Genomic DNA, 18,231 nt, shown 5'->3' with positions numbered 1-18,231 from the left:
AAAATTAAGTAAAACTTAAGGTACAATAATAAAACATAAAATTTTTTCCCATACAAGTAATTGTTCTAATAATAGTAATTCATTGTTAATACCAGATGTATTTAATAAAATAAATCGACATTTTGTCCAATTTTGAATACTTTTATTTAAAGTAATATTATTGTATTTTTCAGAAAAAAAATTAATTAGTTTTATTTGATCGCAGTTAGTTAATTTTTTTCTTTCATTAAAATTTATTTTTATAGCATCAAATAATAGTAAACATATCCAATCTATTTTAATTATAGTGTTTTTTTTGCATAATCTGGGTAATATTTTTAATAGGTTTTTATCTTTAATAGAATTTGATAAGGATCTATATAAATTTTTCCTTTCTTCCCATAGTTCTCCTTCAATAAAGTTTTGAGCACATATAGGGGAACCTTGATTAATACGTAATGACGTTAGATTTGATATGTGATCTTTTTTATTTTCATTTTTTAACCAATGTAAACTTTCTTTTTCTATAGGAGAAGATAATCTATATAAAAAACAACGACTTTTTAATGTAGAATGTAATTTTAAACAGTTATAATCTATCAGAAAAAACCAATTTTTTTCGGGCGGTTCTTCTAAAGTTTTTAACAATGCATTTACTGCTGATTCTGTTAATTTATGAACATCTGCTAAAAAAATAATTTTGTTATTTCCTTGCTGTGCTCGTTTAAATACTTTTTCGTTAATTATTCGAATAGATTCAACATCAAAGGTATCGTTTTTTTCATTAATTATATTGTGCCAATCTGGATGGTTTTTTGCAGACATTAGTTTGCATCCATGGCAATTGTTGCAAAATTTTATTCCTATTGGTTTTAGACATAGTAACCATTTACTAATAAGCCAAACTAGTGTAAAAACTCCCATGCCCTTTTGAGTTCTTATTAAAATTGCATGATGTGCTTTTTTTCTTTGATGTAATCCAATAATTTCTTTATATGGTTTTTCCAACCAAGGATACCATTTCATACGATTTTTTTTTCAAGCCATTTTAAAATTTGGCTTTTAATGTTTTGAGTGACAATTTGAATGTCTAAATTAGCGTTTATTTTTATTGTTTTTTTATCTAATTTTATATTTTTTAAATAGCTTTCTCTTGTTTTTTTAAAAAAATTCAAAGATCGATGTTCTATTCGATCTAATTTACTTCTTTTTGACGCTCTTTTTAAACCAATTTCAGGATAAACATCTAAATAAATAGTTAGATCAGGAATAAAGTCTTTTAAAAATAAATATTTTAGCTGATTAATTAGTTTCTTTTTTATACCTAATCCACCACCTTGATAGGCTAAAGAAGATAAATCATGACGATCTGAAATAACCCAAATTCCTTTTTTTAATGCTGGTTGTATTATTTTTTTAACTAGTTGTATTCTTGCAGCATACATTAGTAACAATTCTGTCTCTTTTACGAAGTCTTCAATATGAAAGTTGTTTTTTATTAATTTTCTTATTTTTTCTGCAATTGGTGTACTTCCAGGTTGACGTACTAACATAATATTTTTTATATTATATTCTTTTAAAGTGTGTTGAATACAAATGCTAGCATTAGTTTTTCCAGCACCTTCTAGTCCTTCAATCACAATAAATTTACTTTTTATCATTATTTTTTTAATTTGTTTACGTACGGTTTTAATCGTATACTTCAGGGAAAAATATTAAATATAGAATAAAAATTTATTTTTTATTTTGATTGTTAATATAATCAATTGATTTTTGTACTGTATTCAATTTTTCTGCATCTTCATCTGATATTTCAATATTAAATTCCTCTTCTAAAGCCATAATTAATTCTACTGTATCTAACGAATCAGCACCAAGATCATCTAAAAAAGATGAATTATTAAGTATTTTTTCTACCTTAACGTCTAATATTTTTGAAATTATTTTTTTTATTCTTTTTTCGATATCATTCATTTTAAATGTCTCTTTTTTTTAAATTATTGTCATTTTATCACAAAAAAACAGATTTTTAGATATAAAAAAATTATGTCATGTACATACCACCATTAACATGAAGTGTGTGTCCTGTTATATACGATGCTTTTTCAGAAGAGAGAAATATTACTGCATCAGCTATTTCTTCTACTGTTCCTATTCTTTTCATAGGAATTTTAGACAAATGTTTTTTATATTGAAAAATATTTAAATTTTTTGTAAGATTAGTTTTAATAAGGCCTGGAGCAACAATATTAACGGTAATACCTTTTGATGCTACTTCTAGTGCCAGTGATTTATGAAATCCAATCAGTCCTGATTTTGAAGCACTATAATTTACTTGACCTTCATTTCCAATATAACCAATTACAGAGCCAATTGTAATAATACGCCCATATTTTTTTTTAATCATTGAACGAATAACAGATTTTGACATATAAAATATTGATGTTAAATTAATTTTTATTACATTTTCCCATTCTTTGTTATTCATATAAACCAATAAATTATCTAATTTAACTCCAGCATTGTTAATAAGTATATCAATAGAATATTTTTTTTTGTAAATTTCTTTCATTTTTTCTAAAATTGAATCAGTGTCTTTTAAATCTAAAACAAAACCAAATCCATTTTTTTTTAAATATCTATCAATTACTTTAACTCCACTTATAGTTGTAGATGTTCCAATCACTTGTATTCCTTTTTGTGATAGTTTTATAGCGATTTCTTTCCCAATACCTTGGTTTGCACCTGTTACCAATGCAGTTTTTTTTTAATGTTCATGATTGTTTTTATGAATTTTTTTAAATGCGATTAAAAAATTTTTTAAATTATTTGTGTTTAACATAGTTATATTGTTATTTTTTTTTATCAAATTACTTAAAATTTTATTTGGTCCTATTTCTAACATTGTAAAAATTTTTTTTGATTTTATTAAGTCGATGATTTCTTTCCATCTTACAGTACTGTAAAATTGTCTAACTAATGCTTTTTTAATCTTTTTTTCATTTTTTTCACATATTACGTCTACATTGTTAATAACTGGTATTGTTGGGGATTTTATTTTAATAGATTTCAATACGTATTGAAATTTTTCTGAAACAGGTTTCATTAAACTACTGTGTATAGGTGTATTAATGTTTAATTTTACTACATATTTAGCTCCTTTTTGCTTACAATTTAAACCAACTTTATGTACTGCCGATTTATCTCCTGAAATAATAATTTGATTATCAGAATTTATACTTGCTATAGAAACAACTTTTGGGGAATGTTGTAAACATATATTTTCAATAATTTTTTTATCTAAACCAATAATTGCTTGAACTAGAGATGGTTGATTTATAACAGTTTTTTGCATTAATTTACTTCTTAATTTAACTATTTTTAATGCATCAGAAAATTTTATTGCATTAGCACAGACTAATGCTGAATATTCTCCCAAACTATGTCCTGACATAAATGCTGGACATCGCCCATTTTTTTCTTTCCAAAATTGATAAATAGCAATTGATGAAGTTAATATTGCTGATTGTATATATTTATAGTTATCGCGTTTTTTTGTTTCTCTATTTTGTATTAACTTTAATAAGTTATAATTAATATATTCTGATGCTTCATCAAATATTTTTTTAAAAATATTGTCTTTTTTTTGAAAAAAGGAAGATAACATATTTATATATTGAGATCCTTGACCTGGAAATAGCATGGCAAATGAGTTCATTAAATTTACCCTTTTTATTAAAAATAATATTTTTAAGAATACAATTTTTTTTTTGCAATAAATATGTTTGATAAAATGGTACTTTTTTTAAAAAAGTACCGTATATTTTTATTTTTTAAATTACTTTTTTTCCTCTATAGTATCCCTTGGCAGTAATATGATGTCGAATATGTGTTTCTCCAGAAAATTTATCTTTAGATAAAGTCATTTCTTTTAAAGAGTCATGAGAACGTCTCATTCCTCTTTTAGATCGAGTTGGTTTACTTTTTTGAACAGCCATTTTTTTCTCTATATAATATTATGTAAAATGAGTATTTTTTGTATAAAATTTTAGTAAAAAAAAATTTTATTGTATAATACTGTTTTAAAGTATTACAGTTGCTATACAAGAGTGTTTAAATAATTTTCAAAATTTACATCTAGTGGTGCCGTAATATGCATTTTTTTTCCATTTTCAGGGTGTAAAAAATTAATTGAAGTAGCATGCAGTAAAAGTCTATTAATTTTTGTTTTGTTTTTTATATTAGAATCTAAATCACGTTTCCCATAACGTTTATCAAACAATATTGGATGACCTGCATATAACGTGTGCACACGGATTTGATGAGTTCGACCTGTTTTAGGTGTAATAGAAACTAAAGTTGTGAATAAATATTGTTTTTTTATTCTAAAACATGTTTCTGAAGGTTTTCCTTCTTTGTTAATCGAAACTTTTTTTTGTTTGTTTTGCAATTGAGTTTTTAACAAAGGTTCAGATATCTTTCTTAAAGAAATAGGCCATAGACCATGTACTAATGCTAGATATTTTTTTTGTATTTTTTTTTCTCTCATTTGCTTATGCAGTAATACAAGAGATTTTCGTTTTTTTGCTAGCATTAGAACACCAGACGTATCTCGATCAATACGATGTACGAGTTCAAGAAATTTTTCCAATGGTCGAAGTTTTCGAAAACATTCTATAACTCCTAAGTTTATACCGCTTCCACCATGTACTGCAATACCAGAAGGTTTATTTATTATCAATAAATGATTATCTTCATATAGAATATTATTCAATAAATTTTTTTCATATTTAGTTACAAAAATACTATTTTTTTCTTTGTACATTATTTTTATTGGTGGAATTCTTAGTTTATCTCCAATTTTTAATTTGTAATGTGGTTTGATTCTTTTCTTATTAATTCGAATCTTTCCTGTTCTTATAATACGATAAATCATACTTTTTGGTACGTTTTTAAATTTTTTTTGTAAAAAATTATCTATACGTTGATTTATCATATCTTCATTAATATATATAATAGATACAGATGTCGTTTTATATGTCATTAAAAAAATCTCTATAAATTAAGTAATTTTTTTAATTTTTATTGATTATAATATAATTAAATATATAAATATATTAGTATAAATAATTAAATATTTATAATAATAAATTATAGAAAAAAATAACTTTTTTTGATTTTTTAAAGATTTTTTTTATTTTTAAATTATTTTAATACTATTTTAAAACAACTTATTTTTATATATATTTTAAATAAATATCAGAATTAAATATTAAAAAATTAATTTTTTAAAAGTATATATTTCCTGTTGATGTATTTACTTATTTATAAAAATAAGAGAGAAAACGTTATAATGAAAAGAATGTTAATTAATGCAACTCAGCAGGAAGAGTTACGTGTAGCTCTTGTTGATGGTCAGCGTTTATATGATCTTGATATAGAAAGTTCTGGATCAGAACAAAAAAAATCAAATATATATAAGGGGAAAATCACTCGAATTGAACCCAGCTTAGAAGCTGTTTTTATAGATTATGGTGTAGAAAAACATGGTTTTTTACCATTAAAAGAAATTTCTAAAAATTATTTTCCAGAAAACTATAATTATGATATGCGCGTAAATATCAAAGATATTTTACGAGAAGGTCAAGAACTTATTGTTCAAATAGATAAAGAAGAAAGAGGCACGAAAGGTGCTGCATTAACTACTTTTGTTACCTTAGCAGGAAGTTATTTAGTTTTAATGCCTAATAATCCTAAAATTGCTGGCATATCAAGACGGGTTGAGGGGGGTGATAGAATAGAATTAAAAGAATTATTATCATCTTTAAAAATACCTGAAAAAATGGGTTTAATTATTAGAACAGCTGGTGTGGGGAAATCTATAAAATCATTACAATGGGATTTGTCTCTTAGATTAAAACATTGGGATGCTATTAAAAAAGCTTCAAAAAGAAAATCTGCACCATTCTTAATTCATCAAGAAAGTAATGTCATCGTTCGTGCTTTTAGAGATTATTTACGTCAAGATATTGGTGAAATTTTAATTGATAATCCAGAGATATTAGATATTGCTCGTGAACATATTACAGCTTTAGGACGTCCGGATTTTATTAATAAAATCAAATTATATACTGGAGAAATACCACTTTTTAGTTACTATCAAATCGAATCTCAAATAGATTCTGCTTTTCAAAGAAAAGTAAGATTACCTTCTGGTGGATCAATTATGCTGGATACGACAGAAGCATTAACGGCTATTGATATTAATTCTGCTCGTTCTACTCGTGGGGCGGATATTGAAACAACAGCATTCAATACCAATTTAGAAGCAGTAGAAGAGATTTCTCGTCAATTAAGACTACGTGATTTAGGAGGTTTAATAGTTATTGATTTTATAGATATGACAGCTATAAGTCATCAAAAAACTATTGAAAATAAATTACGTGAAATTGTTCGTGAAGATAGAGCACGTGTTCAAATTGGCAATATTTCTAGATTTGGTCTTTTAGAGATGTCTAGACAAAGGTTGAGTTCATCTTTAGGTGAATCTAGTCATCATATTTGTCCTAGATGTACAGGTACGGGTACAATAAGAGATAACGAATCTTTATCTTTATCTATTTTGCGTTTAATTGAAGAAGAGGCTCTTAAAGAAAATACATATGAAGTTCATGCAATTGTACCAATAGAAATTGCTTGTTATTTATTAAATGAAAAAAGAGAAGCTGTCTATGCAATTGAAAAGCGTCAAGCGGGTGGTAAAACTATTATTGTTCCTAATAAAAATATGAAAACTCCGCATTATCTCGTATCTAGAATAAGAAAAGGTGAACAAATACGTTCTATGAGTTATTCTCTTTCTCATATTAGAAAGAATAAAATATTAAATAATATTAAAAAAGAAATTGTAGAGAAAAAAAATAGATCAAATCCAATTTTAACAAACATTTCCTTATCTAATTATTCATTTCATAAAAAAAATATAGAAAAAGAAAAGATTTTAAGAAAAAAGAATAATAATAATTTTATTGTTAATGCATTATTAAATAATAAAAACCCCTTTTTTAAATTTATGACTTGGATAAAAAATTCTTTTCTAAAAAAGCATGTTTTCATTAAAAATGAGATTTTTAAACGAAATATTTTTCAAAATAAAAAAAACGTTCTTTTTAATAAAAAAGAAAATTTTAATAGTATAAAAAAAATAAGTAAAAAAGATAAGATAGTATCTTCTATTGATAATGATGAAAAAAAGAAACTACTTGATGAAATTAAAAACAATAATTACAAAAAAAATTGTAATTTTTTTGATAAAAAAATTAAATCTACATCTTTAAAAAATATTGATTCTAAAAATAATAGTATTAATTTTAAAAATTTAAATTTTTTAGAAAAAAATTATTATTATATTTTTAATAAGTATAATTTTTTGTATACAAAAAATTATAGTATAAATAAATTTAAAGATTCTTTAAATGTTCCAAGTAAAAACAATATAGATTGCTATGAAATTTTTCAAAAAAGTTTAGAAAGAAATGTATTTTTTAAAAAAAAATTATTAAATAATAATATTATTTTTAATAGTTACTATCCTAATAATGTTATAGTTAATATTAGTTCTATAATTTCGAAAAAATATAACAATTCTCAATTTTTCAATTTTTTTCTTATTGAAAATTTAATTTCAATGAATCCTCATACTATTTTTTTATTAGAATTAGTGTTAGAAACATCGTTAAAAAAATATTGTTTTTTTAAGGATAATCAAGTAAAAAAATATCAAAAAAATAATAATTATAAAAAATCAAATTTATCTTCTGTTTATAAAACAAATAATTTTATTAAAAATTCAATTTTATGGCCAAAAGCACTTAAAAATAAAGAAATTAAAATCAATCAGTTTTGTAAAAAGAAAAAAATAACTACAAAGTCATATTTTATTAAAACATGTTTTAAATATAAAACTTTTACTCAAAATACTGCAAAATTAAAAGTAAAATTGATATCTAAAAAAAATAATTTTTTAGTTTCGGATGAAAAAAAAGTTTTTTTAAATCAAAATTTAAAAAAAGAAAATATAAAAAATAATTCAAGTGCACCAATAACAAAAATTTTTAGTGATGTATCTTTAAGTAAAAATCAAAAAATTATGAAATCTTCAATTTTTTTAAAAAAATCAAATAAAAAATTAAAAAAATCGGCTGGAGCGCATTCTGCTACAAATTTTTCTACTTCTCCTGTTAAAAAATTCGAATAAAATTATTTGTCAAAATATAAAATTTTTTTTAAATAAAAAAAATATTAAAAAAAATAAAATCTATTATTTATTAATGTTATAATTTTTATAAAAAATAAAAACTTACTTTTTAAGTAAGTTTTTATTTTTTATAAAATATTATTTAATTTTACAACTAACTATAACAATCAACAATTTCATTAAAAATTGTTTCAGCCATTTTTAAAATTTTAACATTTGCAAGATAACATTTTTGTTCATAACTTAATTTTTGATAATTTTCATGAATATCATCAGATTCTGATAGTTTTTTATTTTTTAATATTTCAATCATATTTCGTTTAAAAGGAACTTTTTCTTCAAGATCATTACATTTATAGGATATAGATTTTAAAAATTTTAGATAAGATTCATATAATGTTTCGTTTTTATTAACGATTTTTTCTTGGTTTAAATGATGTATTTTAATTGCATTATTTTTATTTTTTTGACTTAAATCATTTGATGAAGATATCGAAAACCGATCATTTTTAACAATTAATAACTCTAGCTCATTTAAAGTTTTAGAATATGGTTTAATCATATAAATATTGCCTTCAGCATTATCTCCTTCGATTTTGAATTCAATCCCATCAAAAGTAATATATGTGTTATTATCCAGATGATATATATCTGCTTCAACTGTTGAACGATCTCGTAATCTTGTAACTGTCCAATGATTGTTTTTTAAAAAGACCACATAATTAGTATCTTGTGCATCACTAGTAGCAACCCATTTTATGGATGTAGGAAGATATGATTGATTTGTTGAACTAGATATAATTTCTGGATTGCTAATACTAAAAACTTGTTTTCCAAGATTTCCAAGAATATCATATCCTAATGTATGACATTCATTAATACTATCAGCGAAATTTATAGTTAATTGTCCAATTTTATTTCTTGCATTTTGTAGATCTTCTCTACGAAACATGAGAAGAGCCCCTAAAGAAGAACTCGGAATCATATGTTCCATTTTTTTTAATGTCTTTTCATTATCGTCCCAATATCCTACGCTTATATACTTATCATCAGTACTAGAAGTTAATGCAATTAAATTTTGTTTATTATAGTCATCTATAATGCACATACCATTATTTAAGCATACTTTAAAAGTATTGTTTTCTTTAACTACTTTTACTCCTATTATATCATTTAATTCGTCTATTAATTGATCGCGTCTATCTATAAAACTATCTACTCTATTAGGTAACTGAACAGTAGGAAAAAATTTAATATCAATGTTGGTATCATAGATTTTATTAATTAAAATATTTGCTTTCTTTATTTTTTCTGTTATTGATTCTTTAACATCTTTTTCTAAAAAACTTAATTTTTCATCGAAATTTTTTAATTCACTAATAATTTTTTTTAAATTATTTTCTATATTTTCATTAAATATATTGACATTGTTGTTAACAACATCGTTTTCTATAGAAGAATATAATTGATTTATCAAAAGAGTAAAAATATTTGATTTTTCGCCAAATAAGTCTTCTAGTTTTAAATATTCTTCTATTTTTGTTTGTTCATCTTGCACTCTTTCACTAATTTTTCGTTTTTCTTCTTTAATAAAATCATTGTATTCATCATATACCTTTTTTATTCGAACTCCCGCGTTAAAATTAGATTCATCTACAGTATTCTCTACAAAAATATTTTGTTGTATTTCGTCTTTGTGTTTTGGATTAATAATTTTATTAGCAGTATTATTAATTAATATCTTTATTGCATTTATTCCAGTAACAGTAGAAGTTAATATAGAACTCATTTGGCTTCCCTTTTTATAAAAAATATCATTATTTATGTGATTTTTTTTGTTGAATTTGTTGTAAAATAATTTTTGTTAATCCTATACCCTTACTAGTCATTTCTTTTGAAATTTCTTGGTCATAAACTTCTGTATAAAGACGACTTTGATTACTATCTAATAAATTATCTTGTGTTAAAGAATTTCTCATACTTTTTAATAATATCTGAATAAAAAGACTTTCTACCTCTCTTGCTATTTCTAGTTGATATTTTTTAGGATTATTTTGTACTTGATATTTTAAATCATTAACAAATTTTGCTCTATAATTTGTTATATTAAATAAAGATAAATCATTTTTCATTAAACAATTTCCAATTTAGCATGAAGACAACCAGCATTTTTCATTAATTGCAGAATAGATATCAATTCGTCAGGTTTAGTTCCTAAAGAATTTAACACTCGAACAATATTATTTAAACTTTTATTTTTAAAAGAATTATTATTAATATAATTGCTATTAGTTATATTTTCTAAAAAATTTTCTTTTTTATTCTTTATTAACGTATTTAAAAAACTTGAATCAATGTTTTGCTCTTCTTTTTTTTCTATTAATATAGATAAATCACCATGAGAAACAATGCATGTTCCTAATTTTACTTCTTGATTAATAACAATGGATCCAGTACGAGGATTAACTATAACTTTAGCTTCTTGAGATGGCATAGAAATATCTATATTTTGAATATTAGAAAGCATATGAACTTGTATTGTATTATTAGCATACGTATTTAATTGTACTGTTTTAGAATTTAAAGCTGTTGCTGTATCTGGATATTTTATGTTAATCATATCACTTATTTTTTGTGCTATACTAAAGTCTTCTTCATTTAATTGTAGATTAATTATTTTATTCTTTCCGAAATCAGTATTTATTTCTCTTTCAATTGTTGCACCATGATTAATTCTCCCTGAATTTACTTGTTTTGAAAAAATAGAATTATTTTTTTTTTGAGAATTATTTTTTTCAGATACTAATATATTTCCTTGAGCAATAGCATAAATTTGATTATCGGTACCTTTTAGAGGAGTCATTAGCAATGTTCCTCCCTTAAGGCTTTTTGCATCACCCATTGATGATACTACTACGTCTATTTGTTCCCCTGTATGGCTGAAAGGAGGTAAGTTTGCCGTAACTATAACTGCAGCTACGTTTTTTAAATGCATGTTGGTATCAGGAGGTATAGTTACACCTAGTTGAGATAACATATTATGTAATGATTGATTGGTAAATGGAGTTTGTGTTGATTGATCACCTGTTCCATCTAAACCTACTATTAAACCATAACCAATTAATTGATTGTCTCTTATACCTTCAACACTTGTTAGATCACGTATTTTTTCAGCATATGTAAAAGAACATAAACTTATTAAAATACAAATAATAAATTTTAATAACGATATTGTCTTAGACATAAAATACCTTATATGCATTTACTTTATTAATTCTATTTTTACATCTATTATATATAAAATATATCTTCTATGATAAATGTTTTTATTAATAAATTTTGTTTTTTAATATACTAGTTTTTTACTCATAAAGGATTGTTTTTTTCAATCCCTTATGAGGTTTTTTTAAAAAAAATATTTTTATAATTAAATAGGTGAAATTTTTAATAAAAATCGCTGTAACCACCCCATTTTTTGAATATCGTTAATACGATTGTTACTTACGTATTCAATGCGTGTATCAGCAACTTGCGTGGAAGCGACTAAATTATTTTTATTTATATCATTAGGATTAATTACACCTGAAAAACGAATGAATTCTGTACCCTGATTAATAGCAACTTGTTTTTCACCAATTACTTTTAAATTTCCGTTTGGAAGAACATTCTGAACAGTAACAGTAATAAGACCAGTAAATGTATTTTTAGCTGAATTACTTCCTTTTCCTGAAAAATCATTTTTTCCTATACTATCTATTCCTGTTTTGTTATCATTAATATCAAATCCTAATACAGGATTTAATTTCCCTGGTGTTACTGTTACACCTACATTTGCTGTTCCATCACGAGTTAAATTTGAAGAAGAACTATTGCTAGCACTTATATTTTCCTGTAATACAACAGTTATTATATCTCCTATATTATGAGATCTATGATCTTCAAAAAGTGGTTGATATCCATAATTTATAGGTATTTTTTCTTGAAACAAAGAACCATTTTTAATTTTAGGTATTATATTAGGTGCTACAGCAGTTGTAATACCACCAACTAAAGGTTTATTTTCAACAGAAGCACAACTTTGAATCATTATTATAAAAAAAGCAGTCAAATAATATTTAATTTTATAACTAAATAATTTTACCACGGAAAAACAATCCTTAATTAAAACATGTTAAAATATATATTTTTAAATTTATTGTATTGATAATAAAGATCGATTTTTATAGTTGAGATAATTTTTGTAACATTTGATCTGAAGTATTTATAGATTTACTATTAATTTCATATGCACGTTGTGTTTGAATCATATTTACTAGTTCTTCAGCAACATTAACATTAGAAGTTTCAACATATCCTTGATATAACAAACCTGTACCGTTCAAACCAGGTGTAGTATCGATAGGACTTCCAGATGCTTGTGTTTCTTGATATAAATTTTCTCCTAAGCTTTCTAGTCCAGAATGATTGACAAAATTAATTAAGTTTAATTGACCAATAGAAATCGGTTGCGTCTGTCCTTGTATAGTTACACTAACAATACCATCTCTTGCTATATTAATATTGATTGAATTAGGTGGAATATTGATTTCAGGAATGATAGGAAAACCGCTATTAGTTACTAATTGACCATTTTGATCTAATTGAAAGGACCCATCTCTAGTATATGCCATATTACCATCTGGTAGTTGTACTTGAAAAAATCCAGGTCCATTAATAGCTACGTCTTTTGAAGAGTCAGTCTTAGAAAGATTTCCTTGACTATAAATTTTTTCAGTTGCTACCGGTCTAACTCCTGTACCTAATTGTAATCCAGACGGTAAAGTAGTATCAATTGATGAATTTGTGCCTGCTTGTCGCATTGTTTGATACATCAAATCTTCAAATACTGCTCTAGAACGTTTAAATCCGTTTGTACTTACATTTGCTAAATTATTAGAAATAACATTCATATTTATTTGTTGAGCATCAAGACCTGTTTTGGAAATCCATAAAGAAGGAATCATTTTTTTGTCCTTTTAACTTAATTGTTAATATTAAATAATTGATTTGCATATTCTGTATTTTGATCACACATAGATATAATTTTCATATTCATTTCAAATTGTCTAGCATTTGAAATCATATCAATCATGTTTTTTGTTGGATTTACATTACTTGCTTCTAACATTTCTGATTGTATGCGTACACTGCTATCATGAAGAATATTTTTATATTGATTTAAATTGTTTTCTTTAAGATAAAACAAACCATTTTCTTTTTGTATAAGATTGTTATTTGGTAGTCGTACTAACTTTAATGAACCTATTGTTGATTCGATAATACTATCTTTGGTTTTCTTGATTTTTTTAATTATACCATTAGATAAAATTTTTAAATTGATATTATTTGGTATTTTTATATTTCCATGATTTCCTATCACTTCATAATTTTGAACAGTAAGTTTTCCTTCTTGATTTATTTTTATATGACCATTTTTTGTATATGCTTCTTGACCATTTATATCTTTTATCGCCAGCCAACCATTATCTTTAACAACTAAATCTAACTTTCTTTGAGTATGAATTAAAGTTCCAGGATATGAATTATAATATTCTTTTACATTTTGATTGTATGTTTTATATAAATTTTGAACATTTTTATCTTTTATAAAAAGATTAAACGATTCTTTAAAACCCACTGTAGATATATTTGCTAAATTATTTGAAATCACTGCTTGTTTGTCTAACAATGTAATAGCAGCATTCATAGATTCATATATTGCTTTTTCCATTAGATGATCCAATTCGATTATAAAATTATTTTAAATTAACTAATGTATTAATTATTTTGTCTTCTGTTTTAAAAGCTTGAGCACTAGATTGATAGTTACGTTGTGCAACAATCATATTAATCAGTTCTTTATTTAAATCAACATTTGATGCTTCTAAAGATTTTGTGTACAATATACCAAAACCCCGGTCTCCAGCTGCTCCTATTTTTTCCTTTCCAGCTTCATTTGTTGCTGACCAAATACTACCACTTTCAGGTTTTAACTTTTCTGGATTGATAAATTTTGATAAAAATATTTGCCCTATTTTTTGTTCCTGTTCGTTTGTGTACTGTCCAATAATTTCACCATTATTTAAAATTTCAAAATGTTCTAAAGAACCTTCTGAATATCCATTTTGAGATAATTCTATTGAAGCAGTATCGGTTTCTGATTTTTTAAGAGCGCATTCTATATTTAATGTGATTCCATCTAAAACAATATTTTTAGAATTTTTTGATTTAATCTGCAAAGAAGAGTTAGATATTAATTTACCTTCAGAATCAAATTTTAAAATAAAATTATTATTAATGATTTCATCAACTGGAATTTTTTTATCACTTAATTTTATATTTAATTTCCATTGATTATTATCAATTCTATTAAAAGAAATATTTAATTCTTGAGGGTTTTTATTTTCATCATAAATAGTGATGTTATGTGTTTCTGTATTAGAGATATTATCATTAGTTCCAGTTATATCATTTGTAGAATTAATATCTCTTATTAAATTAGCTTTTAACTTAATTTCATTTGTTGCTTTTGCTCTTAATAAATCAGATTTTCTTAAATTGATAGGTTCGAGATTAGATACATTATTTAAATCATTTTTTAAATCAAATTGATTTTGACCAGTTAAGTACATCCCTTGTGCATTAACAATATTTTTATTTTTATCAAGTAAAAAATGACCATTTCTTGTATAATGTACATAACCTTTAGAATCTAAAACTCGAAAAAAACCATCTCTTACAATGCCTAAATCTAAATCTCTGTCTGTTTGAACTAATACTCCATCACTAAAGTTTTGAACTAAATTTGAAATTCCAACACCAGATTTAATTGTTTGATTAGAATAAAATGAGTGAGAAACTATGTCAAAAAATGAAGGAGTACTAGATTTAAATCCAATAGTAGAAGCATTTGCTATATTATTCGAGACAATATCTATATAATCATTATTAATCATTAATCCATTGATAGCTTCTATAATTGACATATAATTTATTCCTTAATAATTTTATATATACAAATTTCGTCAAATTGAATTATCTTTATTTAAGAATTTTACGAATCTTTGATAATGTTATAGTGCCCATTGCTCCTAAATCAATAATTGGATCGATTGAGGAAGTAATAATACTATTTACTAAAGCTTTGCTTAAAACTTGTACAGGAATTTCTTTATTCTTGTTTTGAGCTACAACAGCAACATTATATTTTGCAGTTTTCATTTCTTCTTCATCTAAATTTTTACCGTCCCATATAAAAGTATATATACCAGCTTTTAAGTTTTTCATTTCTTTAATGTATATAATTTGTCCTTTATCGTCTGTTATTTTTATATTTACTTTTGTTGTATCATTAATTAATTCCATTCCATATTCTGTTTCGATACCTTTAGTATGTACAATTTGAGAACTAGGTATCATTACATGATGTCCAATTAATGAAGAGACTTGTATATTTTGGCTTTGATTAATTTTATTAGAAAACTTTCCAACAGTATTATTTAATTTTTCAATTCCAGTCGCTGTGTTAATTTGAGCTAATTGTGATGTTAATTCAGTATTTTTAATAGGATCTGTAGGATCTTGATTTTTAATTTGTGCCATTAATAAACTTAGAAAGTTTTTTTGTAAATCTAGTCCATTAGAATTATTATTTTCAATAATATTGTTATTTATAGAAGAATTAATATTTACAGTATTCATTTCTTCTTCCTTATTCTCCAATTGACAACGTTTTCATTATCATAGATTTTGCAGTTTTTACTACTTCTACATTAGCTTGATAACTTCTCGAAGCTGAAATATGATTTACAGTTTCTGTAACTGGATTAACATTAGTTTGTAAAACATATCCTTTTTTATTAGATAAGGGATTATTTGGATCGTATATTAATTTCATTGGGTTGGGATCATTTATTATAGAAAAAACTTTTACTCCACCAATTAAAGAATTTTTTAATGAATCTAATTTAAAAACAACTTTTTTTGCAATATATGGATAAAATTTTCCATCTTTGCATACTATACTTTCTGCATTAGCTAAATTACTAGCAATAACATTTATTTTTTTTGACTGAGCAGTCATGGCTGAACCGGCAATATTAAGTATATTTAATAAAGACATAATTTTTTATCCTTTTAATACATTCATTATATTTTTAATTTCATTTTTTATGAAAACTAAATTTTCTTCATATTTTAAGGTGTTTTTTATAAATTCTATTCTTTCGCGATTCATATCTACTGTGTTGCCGTTTGATGAGACTTCTTTGTTTACTATAGGTTTAATTTCAAATCCAAAAAAATTATTTTTTTTTGGATTTAAATGATGTGATGAGGTTTTTTTTAATGTAATACCAGAATTATTTTTTTTGATTATCTTTTTAATTTCATCTTTGAAACTGATATCTATTGCTTTATAGTTTGGTGTATCTGCATTTGCTATATTTGATGATAAAATTTCTTCTCTTTTAGCATAAAAATTTAATAAATTTTGATTAAAATCAAGCATTTTATTTATTTTATTAAACATTTTCTATTCCTAATATTTTTATGAAAGATATAATGTTATTTATTTTTAAAGAAATATTTTCCAAATGTTGAATTATGTAGTATGAAATAAAATTTTTAGACAATTATAATGTAATTATATTATAGATTTTAAAAACGTTACCTTATTAAATAAATTTATATTATACATTTATTAGATATTTTGTATCAAGAAAAGAACCTTAAAAAATATAATATAGTTATTAAACAATCTTGATAAGTTTAATATTAATTTATATTACTCGATAATTAAGGAAATAAATGAAACTAATGAAAATATTTTTTTGTTTGTTTATATTTTTTTTATTTTTTCAGTCTTTTAAAGCTAACGCGTATAATTTAAGTGATCAATTAAACGATTTTTTTAAAAAAGAATATACTCTTAAAACAAAAAATATAAAAACAATAATACATACTCCACTAAAAAAAAAAATATTTTGTAAAAAACCTATTTTTTCATTGGTAAATAATAATCACGATTTTGGAATAGTTGATGTTATTTTAATTTGTGGAGCTCAACATCAATATTTACAAGTTGAATTACAAGTAGAAGGAGAATATATTATAGCTAAAAAAAAAATACCTAGAGGTACAAGAATAAGAGAAAGAGATTTAAAAAAAATGGTAGGACGTTTAGATACGTTGCCTCGTAATACATATCTTAATAAAAAAGATGTTATTAATAGAGTTAATTTACGTGATATTTTTCCCTTTCAACCTATTACCTCTTTTATGACTCGCCCCTATTGGTTAGTTAAAATCAATCAACAAGTTACTGTAAAGATGAAAGGAATTGATTTTGAAGTTGTTTTTTTAGGAAAAGCTTTAAGTAACGGGGTGAAAAAACAGAAGATACGTGTACAAATAAAAAACGGTAAAGTTTTAACTGGTATGATTGATGAAAATGGTGAAGTCATAGTTTTTTTATAAAAATTAAATAAAAAATTATATATATAGAATATAACTCAACGATAAGTGTTGTAAAAAAATGAAAGAATTAATTAATTTAGTTAAAGAGATGCAAGAAAATCTTATTTCTCTAGAAAATTTAATGAACCAAGAATATAATCTTTTGTCAAAATCTAAAACTAATATAGAAAAAATAGAGTTAATTATAGAAAAAAAAGAGTTTTTTTTAAGGAAAATCGCATCTTTAAAAGAAAAAAAGTTATTCCTTGAAAAGAAATACAGTATTTTTCCACCCTATTTTCAATTTAATGAATTAAATCAATGTTGGAATGAATTTTTTTCTAAATGTTGTTTACTGAAGAAAAAAAATATAAAAAATAAAATGATTTTAAATCAAAAATTTTATCTAAATCAACGTTTTTTAAATATTTTTCAAACATATAGATCAAATAAAAATAATACTACATATGATATTGATGGTAATTTAGAAAATTAAAAAT

Annotated in this window: 20 protein-coding genes; 3 read left to right on the top strand and 17 right to left on the bottom strand. The window is 23.8% G+C overall.

The features are described from left to right. Positions 1–15: 15 nt before the first annotated feature. The 7 genes from D9V76_RS01815 to rluC form a co-directional block, all read right to left on the bottom strand. Positions 16–1,005 carry a DNA polymerase III subunit delta' C-terminal domain-containing protein gene (locus D9V76_RS01815; RefSeq protein ID WP_158337252.1) on the bottom strand — a complete coding sequence of 330 codons (990 nt, stop codon included), beginning with the start codon at positions 1,003–1,005 and terminating at the stop codon, positions 16–18. Beyond that, entirely contained in the window at positions 1,002–1,640 is a 639-nt protein-coding gene (tmk, locus tag D9V76_RS01810) for a dTMP kinase (protein ID WP_158337250.1), read from the bottom strand. Before tmk ends, D9V76_RS01815 begins: the two co-directional genes overlap by 4 nt. 73 nt (positions 1,641–1,713) lie before the next feature. Continuing rightward, on the bottom strand, positions 1,714–1,953 hold the full coding sequence (gene acpP / locus D9V76_RS01805; protein ID WP_158337248.1) for an acyl carrier protein: 240 nt from the start codon (positions 1,951–1,953) through the stop codon (positions 1,714–1,716). Between the two features lie 70 nt (positions 1,954–2,023). Next, a complete protein-coding gene (locus D9V76_RS01800; protein WP_158337246.1) occupies positions 2,024–2,734 on the bottom strand; it encodes a beta-ketoacyl-ACP reductase in 711 nt (236 codons plus the stop codon). Positions 2,735–2,746: 12 nt separating this feature from the next. After that, on the bottom strand, positions 2,747–3,697 hold the full coding sequence (fabD, locus tag D9V76_RS01795; protein ID WP_158337244.1) for an ACP S-malonyltransferase: 951 nt from the start codon (positions 3,695–3,697) through the stop codon (positions 2,747–2,749). A 115-nt stretch (positions 3,698–3,812) separates the two neighbouring features. Beyond that, positions 3,813–3,977 (bottom strand): 50S ribosomal protein L32, encoded by a 165-nt coding sequence (rpmF, locus tag D9V76_RS01790; protein ID WP_158337242.1) that lies wholly within the window; start codon positions 3,975–3,977, stop codon positions 3,813–3,815. 101 nt (positions 3,978–4,078) lie between these two features. After that, complete coding sequence (gene rluC, locus D9V76_RS01785; RefSeq protein WP_158337240.1) at positions 4,079–5,023, bottom strand: 23S rRNA pseudouridine(955/2504/2580) synthase RluC; 945 nt, start codon at positions 5,021–5,023, stop codon at positions 4,079–4,081. A 309-nt stretch (positions 5,024–5,332) separates the two neighbouring features. Between rluC and rne the strand changes: the two genes are divergently transcribed. Continuing rightward, a complete protein-coding gene (gene rne, locus D9V76_RS01780) occupies positions 5,333–8,236 on the top strand; it encodes a ribonuclease E (RefSeq protein ID WP_158337238.1) in 2,904 nt (967 codons plus the stop codon). A gap of 154 nt (positions 8,237–8,390) precedes the next feature. On the opposite strand, the gene D9V76_RS01775 is transcribed toward rne, so the two are convergent. The 10 genes from D9V76_RS01775 to flgB form a co-directional block, all read right to left on the bottom strand. Next, positions 8,391–10,025 (bottom strand): FlgK family flagellar hook-associated protein, encoded by a 1,635-nt coding sequence (locus tag D9V76_RS01775; RefSeq protein WP_158337235.1) that lies wholly within the window; start codon positions 10,023–10,025, stop codon positions 8,391–8,393. Positions 10,026–10,053: 28 nt separating this feature from the next. Next, positions 10,054–10,368: a rod-binding protein gene (locus tag D9V76_RS01770; protein WP_158337233.1), complete on the bottom strand. Its 315-nt coding sequence runs from the start codon at positions 10,366–10,368 to the stop codon at positions 10,054–10,056. Further along, a complete protein-coding gene (locus D9V76_RS01765) occupies positions 10,368–11,480 on the bottom strand; it encodes a flagellar basal body P-ring protein FlgI (RefSeq protein WP_253254716.1) in 1,113 nt (370 codons plus the stop codon). Before D9V76_RS01765 ends, D9V76_RS01770 begins: the two co-directional genes overlap by 1 nt. 183 nt (positions 11,481–11,663) lie before the next feature. Continuing rightward, the gene (locus D9V76_RS01760) at positions 11,664–12,380 is read right to left on the bottom strand and encodes a flagellar basal body L-ring protein FlgH (RefSeq protein ID WP_158337230.1); all 717 of its coding nucleotides are present in this window, start codon (positions 12,378–12,380) and stop codon (positions 11,664–11,666) included. A 76-nt stretch (positions 12,381–12,456) separates the two neighbouring features. Beyond that, on the bottom strand, positions 12,457–13,239 hold the full coding sequence (gene flgG / locus D9V76_RS01755) for a flagellar basal-body rod protein FlgG (RefSeq protein ID WP_158337228.1): 783 nt from the start codon (positions 13,237–13,239) through the stop codon (positions 12,457–12,459). A 17-nt stretch (positions 13,240–13,256) separates the two neighbouring features. Next, a complete protein-coding gene (gene flgF, locus D9V76_RS01750) occupies positions 13,257–14,006 on the bottom strand; it encodes a flagellar basal-body rod protein FlgF (protein ID WP_158337226.1) in 750 nt (249 codons plus the stop codon). A gap of 25 nt (positions 14,007–14,031) precedes the next feature. Then, positions 14,032–15,261, bottom strand: coding sequence for a flagellar hook protein FlgE (locus D9V76_RS01745; protein WP_158337224.1), 1,230 nt, complete (start codon positions 15,259–15,261; stop codon positions 14,032–14,034). 55 nt (positions 15,262–15,316) lie between these two features. Further along, the gene (locus D9V76_RS01740) at positions 15,317–15,976 is read right to left on the bottom strand and encodes a flagellar hook assembly protein FlgD (RefSeq protein ID WP_158337222.1); all 660 of its coding nucleotides are present in this window, start codon (positions 15,974–15,976) and stop codon (positions 15,317–15,319) included. Between the two features lie 10 nt (positions 15,977–15,986). Then, the gene (gene flgC / locus D9V76_RS01735) at positions 15,987–16,397 is read right to left on the bottom strand and encodes a flagellar basal body rod protein FlgC (protein WP_158337220.1); all 411 of its coding nucleotides are present in this window, start codon (positions 16,395–16,397) and stop codon (positions 15,987–15,989) included. 6 nt (positions 16,398–16,403) lie between these two features. Further along, positions 16,404–16,805 carry a flagellar basal body rod protein FlgB gene (gene flgB / locus D9V76_RS01730; protein ID WP_158337218.1) on the bottom strand — a complete coding sequence of 134 codons (402 nt, stop codon included), beginning with the start codon at positions 16,803–16,805 and terminating at the stop codon, positions 16,404–16,406. A 278-nt stretch (positions 16,806–17,083) separates the two neighbouring features. Here flgB and flgA point away from each other — a divergent pair, with 278 nt between their 5' ends. Beyond that, a complete protein-coding gene (flgA, locus tag D9V76_RS01725) occupies positions 17,084–17,752 on the top strand; it encodes a flagellar basal body P-ring formation chaperone FlgA (RefSeq protein WP_158337216.1) in 669 nt (222 codons plus the stop codon). Positions 17,753–17,810: 58 nt separating this feature from the next. Then, positions 17,811–18,227 carry a flagellar export chaperone FlgN gene (gene flgN / locus D9V76_RS01720; RefSeq protein ID WP_158337214.1) on the top strand — a complete coding sequence of 139 codons (417 nt, stop codon included), beginning with the start codon at positions 17,811–17,813 and terminating at the stop codon, positions 18,225–18,227. The last annotated feature ends 4 nt before the right edge of the window (positions 18,228–18,231 follow it).

The organism is Buchnera aphidicola (Rhopalosiphum padi), assembly GCF_005080845.1.
Classification (GTDB): Bacteria; Pseudomonadota; Gammaproteobacteria; order Enterobacterales; family Enterobacteriaceae; genus Buchnera; species Buchnera aphidicola_AO.
This window is presented reverse-complemented; position numbering and strand designations above follow the sequence as displayed.